This window comes from Corynebacterium sp. ACRPZ (assembly GCF_022346205.1).
Classification (GTDB): Bacteria; Actinomycetota; Actinomycetes; order Mycobacteriales; family Mycobacteriaceae; genus Corynebacterium; species Corynebacterium lehmanniae.
This window is the reverse complement of record NZ_JAKRMR010000005.1, coordinates 115,540-128,928: the sequence shown is the minus strand read 5'-3', so window position 1 is coordinate 128,928 and position 13,389 is coordinate 115,540. Positions and strand designations below refer to the sequence as shown.

Sequence of the window (13,389 nt, the reverse complement as noted above, 5' to 3'; positions counted from 1 at the left end):
CCAGTTCGTAATGAAGATCAGTGCCAGTAGTACGCTGATCGTCTAGCAAGCTGCGGCTGTTGCTAGACGATCCGTGCTGCTAGACGATCCGAGCAGACGTTTTGGTGCGAAACCTGCCCTCAAGCACCCACCACAGCCAGCGCACCCCACCCCCACCCGTAAAATCGCGCGCATGGCTTTGATTGCGGCGATTGACCAGGGCACGACGTCGACGCGCGTGTGCATCACACGCACCGACGGCAAGGTCGTCGCCCAGTCGCAGTTCGAGCACGCCCAGCACATGCCGCAAAAGGGCTGGGTGGAGCACGATCCGATGGAGATCTGGCGCAACACGCGCCGGGCCTTGAGTGAGGCGCTCGCGGACGAGGACATCAGCGAGCAGGACATCGACGCGCTCGGCTTGACCAACCAGCGCGAAACCGCCGTGATCTGGGAGAAGAAGACGGCAAGCCGATCTACAACGCCATCGTATGGCAGGACACCCGCACGAACCACGACGGCGACGCCGCGAAGTATCTGCGCAAGACGGGCCTGCTCCACAACTCGTATCCGGCGGCCCCGAAGTGGGCGTGGATCCTGGACAACGTGCCAAACGCTCGCGAGCGCGCGGAGAACGGCGAGCTGCTTGCGGGCACGATCGACACCTGGCTGATCTGGAACCTCACCGGCGGCGCGAAGGACTTGGACCGCGCGCTGCACTTGACGGATGTGACCAACGCGTCGCGCACCCTGCTCATGGATCTGGAGACGCTGCAGTGGGACATGCAGCTTTGCGACGAGCTCCGCATCCCGCCACAAATCCTCCCCGAGATCCGCCCGTCGGTGGGCAACTTCGGCAAGATCCGCCCCCGCGGTCCGTTGGCGGGCGTGCCGATCACCGGCGTGCTCGGCGACCAGCAGGCCGCCCTGTTCGGCCAGGGCGGCATCCGCGAAAAACGACGCGAAGATGACCTACGGCACGGGGCTATTTATGCTGCTCAACACTGGTGCGACGCCGAAGTTCAGCGACCGCGGCCTGCTCACCACCGTGGCGTACCAGATCCAGGGCCAGCCGCCGGTGTACGCGCAGGAGGGCTCGGTGGCGGTGGGTGGTTCGCTGATTCAGTGGCTGCGCGACCAGCTCGGGATCCTGGGTACCGCCGCGGAGTCTGAAACTCTGGCCAGCCAGGTCGAGGACAGCGGGGGAGTGGTGATCGTGCCGGCATTTTCGGGACTGTTCGCGCCCAGGTGGCGCCCTGATGCGCGTGGGGTGATCGTGGGGTTGACCCGGTTCGTCGATAGGCGGCATATTGCCCGGGCCGCGCTCGAGGCGACGTGTTTGCAGGCGCGCGAGGTGGTGTGCGCGATGGGCGGGGAGCCGAAAGCGCTGAAGGTCGACGGCGGGATGACCACGAACGACCTGCTCATGCAGATGCAGGCCGACATCCTCGGCCTGACCGTCGAGCGCCCCGCGAACACGGAGACCACGGTGATGGGTGCGGCGTCGGCGGCGGGCATGGGCATTTCGCTTATCGACGAACCGCTCACGCTCGGCCCCGCAACCACCTGGGAAAGCGAAATGGCCGGCCCCGAAAGGGACCGGCTTGTCGCCGCGTGGGAGGACGCGGTGTCGCGCTGCCTAAATCTGGCCTAGTTTGCGTTGATGTCCACCGCGTTGGTGGACGGGTTGTAGGTGATGAAGCCGCCTTCGAAGTCCACGCGCACGGTGTCGGCGGTGGGGTTGAACTGCTGCGTCACCGGCATGCCCAGCGGGCCGGCGTCCAAGCCCTGCTGCAGCCAGGCCTCCGCGATCTTGCCCACCAGTGCGATGATCTCGCCTTCGTTGTTGCGGGCGCCGATGCCGTTGGAGTACAGCGCCACGGCCGGGCCGGTCGGGCCGCCGACGCCGGCGACGAGCTTGCCCAGGGTGGGCTCGAGCGTGGTCCAGACCTGGGCTGCCTCACTGGAGCCGAACGCGTTGAGGGTGGGCGCGACGGCCGGGCTGATCTGCTTTGCCAGGTTGGCTGCCTGCGCCAGCGTCAAGCCCTCGAAGACCTGGGTGTCGCCGTCGTTGGAGACGGTGGGCAGCTGGTCCTGAGCGGCCAGGAACAGCAGCACCAAACCGATGGCGGTGCCTGCCACGGTGGCGATGGTGTTCGGGTCGCCGGAGGAAAGTGCGGCCAGGGTGCCGTCGGGGGTGCCGTTGCTTGGGCTGCCCTCGTGCTTCGGTGTTGGCGCCGGGGCGGTAGCCGTCGCGGTGGCGGCGTCGGTCGCCGTTGCAGCAGGGGTCGTGGTGGTGGACGTGTTGTCGTTGCTGCCCAAGCGGTCCAAGACGGAGCCGATGCCGGAGCGGCCGCCGCCCAGGGAGCGGTACTTCGTGGCCGCGGTCGCGCGGATCACGGGCAGCTTGGAGTACAGGTTGTCGCCCGGGCAGGTGTTGTAGTGGAAGTCGCGGTGGGCGTTGATGTTGTTAAACATCGCGCCCTGGCCGGCTGCGTACTTGGAGTCGCGGAAGTTGCCCTCGGCGAAGTGGTAGCTGGAGCCGGTGGGGTCGAAGCCCGCGACGGCGGCCTTCCAGCCGATGATCTCGCCCATGGCGCGAAGGGCGGCCGGGGTGGGCTCGGCGGTCTGGTAGTCGCCAAGCATGGACACGCCCCAGGTGTTTTGGTTGAAGGAGCCGACGTGGGCGCCCTGCGGGCCGCGGTCCATGCCGCCGGCGCGGCCTTCGTAGATGTTGCCGTACTTATCGACGAGCGCGTGGTAGCCGATGTCGCCCCAGCCCAGGTTGTTGGTGTGGTAGTTCCAGATGCCGCGCACGATGCCCGGTGCCTCGGCCTCGGAGTAGTTGTTGGAACCGGCCGTGTGGTGCACGGTGGCGGCGGTGGTGGGCTCGGAGTAGTACGGGGTGCTGCTGCGGCCGGCGCCCCACTGCGCGCGGGTGACCACCTCGGGCATGCCGCGGGTGTAGGAGTCGGCAACCGGCTGGATGCCGCCTTGCGCGGTGCCGGTGCCGCCGTCCAGGAACACGGCTTCGATGTCGTTGGCGGTGGTGGGGGCGTCGGAGACGGCCCGGCCGCCTTCGAGCAGGTCCACGTTGCCGGTGGAGACCTGGATGCGTGTGGTGCGGCCGACGTAGATCGGCTCGGTGCCGAACTTGTCGGAGCCCGCCTGCGGGTCTGCCGGGTCCATCTCGAACCACTCGGACCAGGCGCCATCGGCCTTCTGGGAGCGCACGTACGCGGCGATGTCGCGTTCGCCGGTCCAGGTTAGGCCCACGATGGAGAACTCGCGGTCGTTGGAGAATTCCTTGACCACGCGGCGCACGTGATCTTCTTCGCCGCCCTGGGTGCGGATGGCGGCGTCGTCGACGGTGATGTTGTCGCCGGCCGCGAGCGACGAGGTGGTGGTGTAGACCTCCGGGGCGCCTGCGCCGAGGGACTGCACCTGCAGGATGCGGTTGCCGCTGAACGCGTTGGCGGCAACGAGTGCTGTGACGAGGAGGACGGACACGATCACGGGCATGATCGCGGCCCGGGCGGGGTGGGCCGCGCCGCCCTGAATGCTGCGACGTTGCTGCACAGTAATACTCCTGAGGTTCTATGTGTTCACTGTGAAAGTAGTGGCAAATGTGACAGAAACGAAGTGTAGTGCAAGTTCAAGTCTCAAGAAAGACTTGAGACTTCTGTGGCGTGTCGCGGCGGAGCTCCGTCGATAGGCAACTGTGCGAAAATAGGCCGCATGGCATACGACCTCATTGTTGTTGGATCGGGTTTCTTCGGCCTCACCGTGGCCGAGCAAGCGGCGAGTGAGCTGGGCAAACGCGTGCTGGTGGTGGAAAAACGCAGCCACATCGGCGGCAACGCGTACAGCGAAAACGAGCCGGAGACGGGCATCGAGGTGCACAAATACGGTGCGCACCTGTTCCACACCTCCAACGAGCGGGTGTGGGAATACGTCAACCGCTTCACCGACTTCACGGATTACCAGCACCGCGTGTTCGCGATGCACGACGGCACCGCCTACCAGTTCCCCATGGGACTCGGCCTGATCAACCAGTTCTTCGGCCGGTACTACTCGCCGGAAGAGGCGAAAAAGCTCATCGAGGAGCAGCGCGAAGGCCTCGACCCCGCGGCCGCGACGAACCTGGAGGAGCGCGGCATCGCGCTCATTGGCAAGCCGCTCTACGACGCGTTTGTCAAGCACTACACCGCCAAGCAGTGGCAGACCGACCCCACAGACCTGCCGCCGGAGATCGTCTCGCGCCTGCCGGTGCGCTACACCTTCAACAACCGCTACTTCAACGACACCTACGAGGGTCTGCCCGTCGACGGCTACGCCGCCTGGCTGGAGAAGATGGCGGAGCATGAGCTTATCGACGTCCGCACGGACACCGACTGGTTCGCCGTCGCTGACGAGATCCGTGCGGAATCCCCGGACGCGCCCGTGGTCTACACCGGGCCGCTGGACCAGTACTTCGACTACGCCGAGGGCCGCCTGGGCTGGCGTACCCTCGACTTCGAGCAGGAAGTCCTCGAGGTCGGCGACTTCCAGGGCACCCCGGTGATGAACTACAACGACGCCGACGTGCCGTACACCCGCATCCACGAGTTCCGCCACTTCCATCCGGAGCGCTCCGAGTACCCCACCGACAAGACGGTGATTGTGAAGGAGTACTCCCGCTTCGCCTCTGACGATGACGAGGTGTACTACCCGATCAACACCCCCGAGGACCGCCAGAAGCTCGAAGCCTATCGACGCCTCGCCGCCACCGAAGCCGAGCAAAACAACGTCCTGTTCGGCGGCCGCTTGGGTACCTACCAGTACCTGGACATGCACATGGCTATCGCCGCAGCGCTGACCCTGTTTGACAACCAGCTGCGCCCGTTCTTCGAATCCGGCGCCGCCCTGTCGCAGCCCCGCGGCCACTAGGGCGGAGGATCTGAGAGCACGTCAGGTGGGGGGATTTTCTCGGTGGCGAGTGTAGGAAAGCCACGGAGGGATATCTTCCCCCCCGCGCGATTAGGATTATTTTCTCCAGCACCACGTCTTGCTGATTTTTCCAATCAGACTCCCAAACAACAACAAGACGTATCCCCAGCTCCGCACAAACCCGTCTCTTTGTTGAGTGTCGTTTTCTTAAATCAGGGTGGAGCGTCTCGTCGTGCCAGTAGTCGCCGTTAAACTCCACGGCTAGTTGGAGGTCAGGGATATAAACGTCAAGTTCCATGTTGTTTGGGAACAGACTTTTGTCGTTTTCCAGAATTCGCACTCCCGGGAACGATTCCTTTAGGGCGCCAACAAGCTCTTTCTCCGCTTTCGACCATGGGTGGTAGCACAACGGACAGTTTCTGCCGGTTGTGCGACTGTTCGGCTTCATTAAGTATTCGTGTCCTTCAGGACAGATCCACCATCGCTTGGTGACGCTTCCTTTCGAGATGTTCTTCGGTTGAACTTCACCGTTTCGGGTGGGGTGCCATTCAGCGGCAATTTCAGGATGTGTTGTGCGAATATCGTTGTAGCCAGGAAGGACTCGATTTCCCGAGCAAAATGGGCAGCCATAACCAGCCGCCCTGTCAGAGACTGCAGCCTGCCACTCGTGGGACGGATCACTTTTGCATTGCCACCAGACATAATCCTTGCCTGACGGAGCCACTTGAGAAGGCCGGGTTCCCTTATTCTTCGCGGTGTGCCATTCAGCGGCGATAGCGGGCGATACGGTTAATAGGTCGTTTATGCCACTGACAATCTTCTGGTTCACACAGATTGGGCAACCGTAGCCGAAGGCTCTGTCCTTTACTGTCGCTTGCCACTCGTGAGTATCGTCAGCTGAGCATCGCCACCAAACGCGAGTATGAGACCTTGATGTGACTTCCGTTGGGTCAAGTGTTCCATTGAGGGTGGGGTGCCATTGTGCTGCGAGTTCGGGGTCGCTAGTCAACAAGTCATTGTGTCCCTTGAGTAACCACTTCCGCCCAGTTTTTGTGCAGTAGGGACAACCTGTACCGTTCTTTCGGCTAACGATCCTGGCTTCCCATTCATGCCCGCAAGCTCCTATCCACCATGCTTTAGCGGCGGATCCAGCTTGAACTTCGGTGGGCTTTTCTGTGTTCTTAGTTTCATCCCACTGGGCGGCGAGAGAAGGGTGGGTGGTGGCGAGGTCGTTGAAGCCTGTAAGGATGGCGGACGTGCCTTTTCCGCAGTAAGGGCAACCACTTCCCTTTATCCGGGAGGAGATCCACGACCGGAATTCATGGCCGCATTTTCCGACCCAGGCGACGCTTCCCTTATGGCTAACTCCAATTTGATCAGGGAAAATCCCATTGTCGCTATTACGGTCCCAGTCCCACTCCTCGAGTAGCTCGGGATGGGCGATAGCGAAAATCTTCTTCTTAGGCATGTGATTAATACTTTGTCCCATACTAGGGGGGGATTCGGCGCTCGAGGAATACCTGAACATCGCCCGCGAGCGATACTATTCACAGACTGTATGTCATACGAAAGAAAGTCAACGACATTAGTTTCTGGGTTCGGCGATTTTTCTGGAAGGGATTGGTGGTCCTGTGGGGCCAAATTCACTAATCCCCAACTTCGCCATCCGGGCGGTAGTCATCAAATCAATGGTCTGCGCAGCACCGTACACTGACCCAACGTGGGAACATTCATCGCAATCATCGGACTACTGCTCGCCACCGTCTTCGTCGCCGCCATCGGTGAACGCACCGGCCTGCCGTGGCCGGCGCTGTTGACCATCGTGGTGGCGCCGGTCATTTTCATCCCCGGGGTGGACACGGTCTCGATCCCGACGCACCTCATCCTGCCGATCTTCCTACCACCGCTGCTGTGGTCGCTCGCCAGACGCACGAGTTGGGGGCAGATCGGCTCGCAGCTCAATGTCGTGGTCACGATGTCGGTGATCCTGGTGTTCCTCACCATCGCTGCGCTGACCGCCACCGCGATGTGGATGCTGCCGGGCTTGAGCCTGGCCACCGCGATGGTGCTTGCGGCGGCGATCGCCCCGCCGGACCCGGTGGCGGTGGACGCGGTGGCGGGCCCGGCCGGCATCCCGAAACGCATCACCAGCACATTGCAGACGGAAGGGCTGTTTAACGACGCCGCCTCCATTGTCACCTTCAACGTCGCCATGGCGGCTGCGGTCGCTCACGGCGAGGTCGACTTTGGCAAGGGTGCGCTGCAGTTCCTCTATGCGGCGGTGGTGGCGGTCATCGTCGGTTTGGTCGTCGGCAGGCTAGCGGCGATGTTCGCGAATTCCGTGCCCGATTCCGTGATCCGCACTGCGTTCACCTGGGTGCTGCCGTTTGCGATCTACGCCGGGTGCGAGGCGATCGAAGCGTCTGGTGTTATCGCGATCGTGATTGCCGCGGTGGAAATGTCGTCGCGCTCCGCCATGACGGCGGAGGACCGCCTGACCGGCCACTCGTTTTGGGAGACCGTCGAGCTGCTGTTCACCGGTGTCGCCTTCGGGCTGATCGGAATGAGCGTGCGCGATGCGATGGACACCGCCGGAACACACATCTGGCAGGCGGTGCAGGTTGGAGTGGTGCTCTCGCTCGTCGCGTTCGCCGTGCGTTTCGCCTGGATGTGGGTGCTGTACAAGATGAACCAGCACAAGGGCCGCGTGAACGTGTCGCCGCTGCGGATGCAGGAAGTGCTGCTTATGGCGTGGGCCGGCATGCGCGGTCTGGTCACTCTGGCGCTCGTGCTGGCGATCCCGGCGTCGGCGACCAGTTACCACCACGAACTGTCCGTCATCGCGCTGACGGTGCTGACCTGCACAATGGTGATTCCTGGTCTGCTGCTGCCGTGGCTCGTCGATAAGCTTGACCTGCAAAACGGGCCCGCCGGCGACAAGGCCATCGAGGAGCTCAACCAGCGCGCCTACGCCGCCGCGCGCAAGGCGGTGCGCGAACACGGCGAGGAGTACGCACCTGAGGCGTACGCGATGATCCAGGAGCGTCTCGACTCGATCGCGGAGCAGCGCCTCCAGGACCCGGAGGGAGCCGACGAGCGCAAGGAGGCGTTCGACCGCGCCCGCGCAGGTGCCGCCCAACTGCAGACCGTCGCGCTGCGTGCGGCTAGCCGCGAGTTGCAACAGGCGCGCCGGGAGCGCCGGTACAACCCGGCTGACGTCGATGCCGTGCTCTCCGACCTCGACCGGCTCATCCTCTCCCGGGAGCGCAACGCGTTGGCCGCGCCCGGCAAGATCTGGGAGCCGGAGCGCTAATCGACGATCGCTTGCGTCCTGTTTTTCAAAACGCCAAGCGAACCGCTTTCAAAACGCCAAGTTAAAACGTTTCAAAATGCCAAGTTAAAACGTTTCAGAATGCCAAGCTGACTCCTTTAGCTGCTACTATGCGGTCGTATGGTGAACGGCTACATTCCGCGCTTGGCAGACGCAGAATTGGAACGAGCGCTTCGCAGGCAGGGCGGCGTACTCATTCAGGGGCCGAAAGGCTGCGGTAAGACTGAAACTGCGAAACAGCAATCTGCGAGCTTTCTTAACGTGGAGACAGATCCCGGCATCACCCTCGCTATGAAAACTGATCCGCGGCTGCTGCTCGAGGGAACCACACCGCGGCTTATCGACGAATGGCAGCTGCAGCCGAGACTGTGGGATTTCGCTCGACACGCTATTGATGAGCGCCAGGCGAAAGGGCAGTTCATTTTCACCGGATCCACGGCTCCTGGGGCGGACGCAACTAGCCACTCGGGTGCGGGCCGGTTTGCGCGAATGACCATGTCGACGATGACCCTTTTTGAAACCGGGGAATCCGACGGGTCGGTGTCACTTGCCGCGACGGTTGCAGGCGACCCGTTGCCGTTTTCGGCACCAGCACTCACGCTGCCGAGACTTGTGGAACGCGTGTGTCGGGGTGGTCTTCCCTATAACGTTGGTCTCCCGCTTGAAGACGCATTGGAAAACGTCCGCGACTACGTACAAACCGTTGCGGACGTAGACATCCACACGGTTGGTGGAGTGAATCGTGATTCAGAGCGAGTGCGGCGGGTGATCCGTTCGTTAGCTCGTGGTGTGGGCACCGAGCTGGAGCTGCAAACTATCGCGACCGATTCAGATACCTCGCGGGAGACAACCCGGGACTATCTCGATGCTCTTGCGAATATCTTCGTCTCTGTGGATCAGCCCGCATGGTTCACGCACCTGCGCTCCAAAGCGATGCTGAGGAAGGCACCGAAGCGCCATCTCGCTGACCCGTCCTTTGCTATGGCGGTATTGGATCGGGGACCGGAACACCTACTTCGGGATCCCGCCTACTTTGGCCAACTTTTCGAATCCCTGGTGGTGCACGAACTACGCGCGCTCACGGGCAGAACGGTGTACCACGCCCGTTTGAACACGAAGCTCGAGGTGGACGCCATCGCGAACGTCGGCGGTCGGGACGTGCTTGTCGAAGTGAAACTGGGCTACACCCCCGAGGTAATCGACCACGCAGCTGACACCCTCAAACGGTTCGCAGCCCAGCTAGAGGACGACCCGGCATTGGTGGTGATCACCTCCGGCGGTCCCGCACTTCGCCGCAACGACGGAGTCGCGGTGATCCCCATTGGGGCTCTGGGTCCGTAGCTAAATGCTAGTTTCGGAGGAGTGGCCCATCTGTGTGGCAGCAGTAGGAGCCTTTGCTGATCGACAAGCCCCACACTTTTGTTAAGTTAGGCAATCCTATATAGTCCGTGCGGTGAGTTTCCGGCCCTTCCTTGCAACAGTCGTTCGCAGCGAGCGCATCGCACCGAGTTTTCAACGTGTGACGTTCACTGGTGTCGACGCAATGGGCCCCGCTGTGCCCATCATGGATTTGCGGATCAAGCTCATCATCCCGTCGGAGGCAGGGCTTGTTGATTTGCCGGCCGAGGGGTGGTGGGACCTCTGGCGCGCCATGCCGGAACACACGCGCGGGCATCTCCGCACCTATTCCATTCGCGCCCTCCGGCGCAACGACGGTGACCCGGACGAACTCGATGTGGATTTCGTGCTGCACGGCCACAACGCTGGGCCGGCCTCCGCGTGGGCAGAAAGCGCGCTGCCTGGGCAGGCTCTGTGGATTATCGGGCCGACCCGCGATGACGCTTCCGGCGTCGGCATCGAATTCGCTCCCGGCGCTGCCGCGGCAGCTCGACTGTACGGCGATGAAACTGCTCTCCCGGCGATCTCCCGAGTGCTGGAGGACTGGCCCGAAAACCTCGCCGGTTCCGCCGACATTGAGGTGCCGGCGGGCAACAGCCTCCAAATCGATGCGCCTGCCCACGTTGACGTCCGCTGGCACTTCCGCACCGAGCCCGAAGCCGGGCATGGGGACATGCTCTACACGCAGCTCAAACAGGACATTGAGCCGCTGCGGGGCCCAGTAGCTCCCACCACCGATGAGCCCGATAACGACGGTGAGGACCAGCGAGACAATGTCTGGGAAACCCCGACGTATTCAGGAAGCGGGGAACCCCTCAACGGTGGGGCGGGCGTGTCCGGACACACCTACTACTGGATCGCCGGCAAGAACACTTCGGTGAAAGCGATGCGCCGTCTGTTGGTTAAGGAGGCGGGGTTGCCGCGCGAGCATGTCTCGTTCATGGGGTATTGGCGGTGACAGACCATGAGTGCGACTAAACACGCGGGATTCGCCATTGTGCTCGGGATTTCGGCTGTCGCCGCGGTGTTGCTCTCGCTCGCCGTCGGCGCACGGCAGATGAGCGTGGCAGAAAGCATCAGCGCTGTGCGTGACGGGCTTGCCCTCGCGTTCCACGCCGAATCTGGGCAGGTCAGTGAGGAAGCGCAAGTGGTTGCCCAACTGCGGGTACCGCGCACGCTGCTCGGCCTGCTCGCTGGCTCGGCGCTAGGCACAGCGGGAGCTCTGCTCCAGGGGCACACGCGCAACCCGCTGGCTGACACAAACCTGCTGGGCATCGCCCCGGGGGCGGCGCTTGCGGTGGCTGCAGCAACCGCCGTCTTCGGCTCGCTGCCGGTGCTCGTCGCGGTGGGGGTCGGTTTCCTCGGCGCGACAATGGCGGTAGCGCTCGTCTTCGCACTGAGCGCGCGAAGCCGCGGTTCCACCCCGATCACGGTGGTACTCGGCGGGTCCGCGCTCGGGGCGGTGTGTTCCGCGCTGACCAGCGGCATCGTGCTCACCAGCACGCAAAGTCTCAATGACATGCGGTTTTGGACGGCGGGCTCCGTCGCGGGCCGGGACATGCACATCGTCGCCGCCGTCGCCCCGGTCATACTGGTCGGCCTGGTGGCTGCGTTCGCCACGGCGAACCGGGTGAACATGGTGAACCTGGGCGATGACGTCGCGCACTCCCTCGGCGTCAACGTCGCAGCTGCACGCGCGGTGGGGATCCTGCTGGTCGCCCTGCTTGCCGGTGCAGCTGTGGCGGGGGCGGGCCCGATCGGGTTTGTCGGCTTGGTCGTGCCGCATATCGTCCGCTCCCTGACCGGACCGGATTACCGGCTGGTGCTGCCGTGCTCAGCGCTTGCCGGTGCGACGCTGCTGCTCCTCGCGGATGTCGCCGGCCGAGTCATCGCCCGCCCCGGTGAGCTGCAAGTTGGCATCACACTCGCATTCGTCGGCGCTCCTTTCGCCCTGTACTTGCTGCGGAAGGGGGCGAAGCTGTGACCCGCACGTTTGCAGTTAATGTCGTGCTCGCTGCGTGTGGGCTCGCCGTCGCGCTCGGAGGCATCATGGTGGGTGAATTCGGGCTTGGGCTTCACGACGTCCTCGCCGCCCTGACCGGACAGTCCACCGGCATGGCCCGCACCGTGGTCGTCGAGTGGCGCCTGCCGCGTGTTGCCACGGCGTTGGCGGTGGGGGCCGCGCTCGGATTCGCGGGCGCGATCTTTCAGACGATCACTCGTAACCCGCTGGCCAGCCCAGACATCCTGGGCGTTGTTTCAGGTGCGTCGGCGTTCGCACTTACAGCGCTGCTCGCGGGTGGCGGTACCGGGGTGCTGCTCAGCGCGCTCGGGGTGCCGCTGAGCGCGTTTGTCGGCGGGATAGCGGTCTCCGTGGCGATGTGGTGGCTCAGCCGCGCCGGCGGCCTGGGTTCGTTTCAGCTCATCTTCGCCGGCATCATCCTCAACGCCCTAGCGGTGGCGTACAACTCGTTCCTCCTCGTCCGCGCCGACTACCGCGATGTGGGCAAAGCCCAGGCGTGGGTGACCGGCTCTGTCGGATCCTCGGGTTGGGGTGACGCCGCCGCTGTGTTGGTGGCGCTTGCGCTGGTTGTGCCGTTGCTGCGCTGGGCGTCATTCCAGCTCGAGGCCCTCTCTCTCGGGGACGACACGGCTGCGGGGCTGGGCGTCGATCCGCGCCGCACCCAGCTTGTGCTCATGGTGCTTGCCGTGGCGTTGACATCGACGGCGGTGGCGGCTTCAGGTCCGATTGCTTTTGTGGCGTTTGTGGCGCCGCACGTGGGCCGTCGATTAGCACATGCCCCCACGCCCCCACTTGGCACCGCCATGATTGCCGGCGCGCTGATCGTCGCCGGTGCGGACCTCGCGGTGCGCACTGTTGTGCCGGGAGACTTGCCGGTAGGCGTGGCCACGTCGGCGTTCGGCGGGGCGGCCTTGCTCTACGCGCTGATGCGCGCGACCAGAAAGGTGACCTTGTAATGCTTCACGTGCGTGATCTCACCGTCAGCTACGGTGCGGCAACGATTATCGACGGGCTCGCCCTCGACGTCCCGCGCGGCGGCGTCACCACCATCGTCGGGCCGAACGGCTGCGGTAAATCAACGTTGTTGCGCGCGGTTGCTGGCCTGATCCCGCGCGAGCGCGGCGAGGTGGTCCTGGACGGCCGAAACACCGCGGAGATGAAACGCCGCGAGATCGCCCGCACGCTCGCGGTGCTGCCGCAAACCCCCGTAGCGCCGGACGGGCTGACAGTGCGTGACCTGGTCGGACGCGGGCGCCACCCGCACCAGACGTGGCTGCGCCAGACCTCGGAGAAAGACAGCGCGATGGTGGACGAGGTGATGGAGCTGACCCAGGTGGCCGAGTTTGCGGAGCGCCCGCTCGAGCGGCTCTCGGGCGGGCAGCGGCAGCGCGCGTGGATCGCGATGGTGCTCGCCCAAGACACCCCGCTCGTGCTTTTGGACGAGCCGACCACGTATCTGGACCTTTCCCACTCCGTCGAGCTACTTGCACTTATTCGCCGTCTTGCCGATGACATGGGGCGCACCGTGGTCATGGTGCTGCACGATTTGAACCTCGCGGCGCGTTTTTCCGACCAGTTGGTCGTGATGAAAGGCGGCGAGGTGCAAGCGGCGGGCACGCCCGCCGAGGTTGTGTCGGAGCAGTTGCTTGCCGACGTATTCTCTCTGCCCGCCGTGGTCGCCGAGGACCCGGTGGCAGGAGGGCCGCTGATCGTGCCCCGCTAGCTCGCT

9 protein-coding genes and 1 pseudogene are annotated in these 13,389 nt (G+C 63.9%); 8 read left to right on the top strand and 2 right to left on the bottom strand.

Annotation, left to right across the window (positions count from 1 at the left end; translation table 11 throughout):
• Window positions 1-172: 172 nt before the first annotated feature.
• Window positions 173-1,633: pseudogene (gene glpK / locus MHX64_RS05180) on the top strand (glycerol kinase GlpK).
• Here the strand turns inward: glpK and MHX64_RS05175 are convergent.
• Window positions 1,630-3,558 carry an N-acetylmuramoyl-L-alanine amidase gene (locus MHX64_RS05175; RefSeq protein WP_239356109.1) on the bottom strand — a complete coding sequence of 643 codons (1,929 nt, stop codon included), beginning with the start codon at window positions 3,556-3,558 and terminating at the stop codon, window positions 1,630-1,632. The pseudogene glpK and the gene MHX64_RS05175 overlap by 4 nt on opposite strands.
• 159 nt (window positions 3,559-3,717) lie before the next feature.
• On the opposite strand from MHX64_RS05175, the gene glf reads away from it, so the two are divergent.
• A complete protein-coding gene (gene glf / locus MHX64_RS05170; RefSeq protein ID WP_239356107.1) occupies window positions 3,718-4,908 on the top strand; it encodes a UDP-galactopyranose mutase in 1,191 nt (396 codons plus the stop codon).
• Here glf and MHX64_RS12070 read toward each other — a convergent pair.
• On the bottom strand, window positions 4,820-6,376 hold the full coding sequence (locus tag MHX64_RS12070) for a zinc-ribbon domain-containing protein (protein ID WP_370642074.1): 1,557 nt from the start codon (window positions 6,374-6,376) through the stop codon (window positions 4,820-4,822). The two genes, glf and MHX64_RS12070, sit on opposite strands and share 89 nt — an antisense overlap.
• Window positions 6,377-6,628: 252 nt before the next feature.
• Here MHX64_RS12070 and MHX64_RS05165 point away from each other — a divergent pair, with 252 nt between their 5' ends.
• The 6 genes from MHX64_RS05165 to MHX64_RS05140 all read left to right on the top strand — a co-directional run bounded on the left by MHX64_RS05165 (window position 6,629) and on the right by MHX64_RS05140 (window position 13,383).
• A complete protein-coding gene (locus MHX64_RS05165) occupies window positions 6,629-8,221 on the top strand; it encodes a sodium:proton antiporter (protein WP_239356105.1) in 1,593 nt (530 codons plus the stop codon).
• A 138-nt stretch (window positions 8,222-8,359) separates the two neighbouring features.
• Window positions 8,360-9,580 (top strand): ATP-binding protein, encoded by a 1,221-nt coding sequence (locus MHX64_RS05160; protein WP_239356103.1) that lies wholly within the window; start codon window positions 8,360-8,362, stop codon window positions 9,578-9,580.
• A 112-nt stretch (window positions 9,581-9,692) separates the two neighbouring features.
• Window positions 9,693-10,595, top strand: a complete 903-nt coding sequence (locus MHX64_RS12065; protein WP_370642073.1) for a siderophore-interacting protein — start codon at window positions 9,693-9,695, stop codon at window positions 10,593-10,595.
• Window positions 10,596-10,601: 6 nt separating this feature from the next.
• Window positions 10,602-11,621, top strand: a complete 1,020-nt coding sequence (locus MHX64_RS05150; RefSeq protein ID WP_239356099.1) for an iron ABC transporter permease — start codon at window positions 10,602-10,604, stop codon at window positions 11,619-11,621.
• Window positions 11,618-12,616, top strand: a complete 999-nt coding sequence (locus MHX64_RS05145; RefSeq protein WP_239356098.1) for an iron chelate uptake ABC transporter family permease subunit — start codon at window positions 11,618-11,620, stop codon at window positions 12,614-12,616. Before MHX64_RS05150 ends, MHX64_RS05145 begins: the two co-directional genes overlap by 4 nt.
• A complete protein-coding gene (locus MHX64_RS05140) occupies window positions 12,616-13,383 on the top strand; it encodes an ABC transporter ATP-binding protein (protein WP_239356097.1) in 768 nt (255 codons plus the stop codon). The genes MHX64_RS05145 and MHX64_RS05140 overlap by 1 nt, the downstream gene beginning before the upstream one ends.
• Window positions 13,384-13,389 lie beyond the last annotated feature (6 nt).

Coding starts and splice junctions, on each gene's coding strand:
- MHX64_RS05140 (WP_239356097.1), top strand. CDS start 12,616: ATGCTTCACGTGCGTGATCTCACCGTCAGCTACGGTGCGGCAACGATT.
- MHX64_RS05160 (WP_239356103.1), top strand. CDS start 8,360: ATGGTGAACGGCTACATTCCGCGCTTGGCAGACGCAGAATTGGAACGA.
- MHX64_RS12070 (WP_370642074.1), bottom strand. CDS start 6,376: ATGCCTAAGAAGAAGATTTTCGCTATCGCCCATCCCGAGCTACTCGAG.
- glf (WP_239356107.1), top strand. CDS start 3,718: ATGGCATACGACCTCATTGTTGTTGGATCGGGTTTCTTCGGCCTCACC.
- MHX64_RS05150 (WP_239356099.1), top strand. CDS start 10,602: ATGAGTGCGACTAAACACGCGGGATTCGCCATTGTGCTCGGGATTTCG.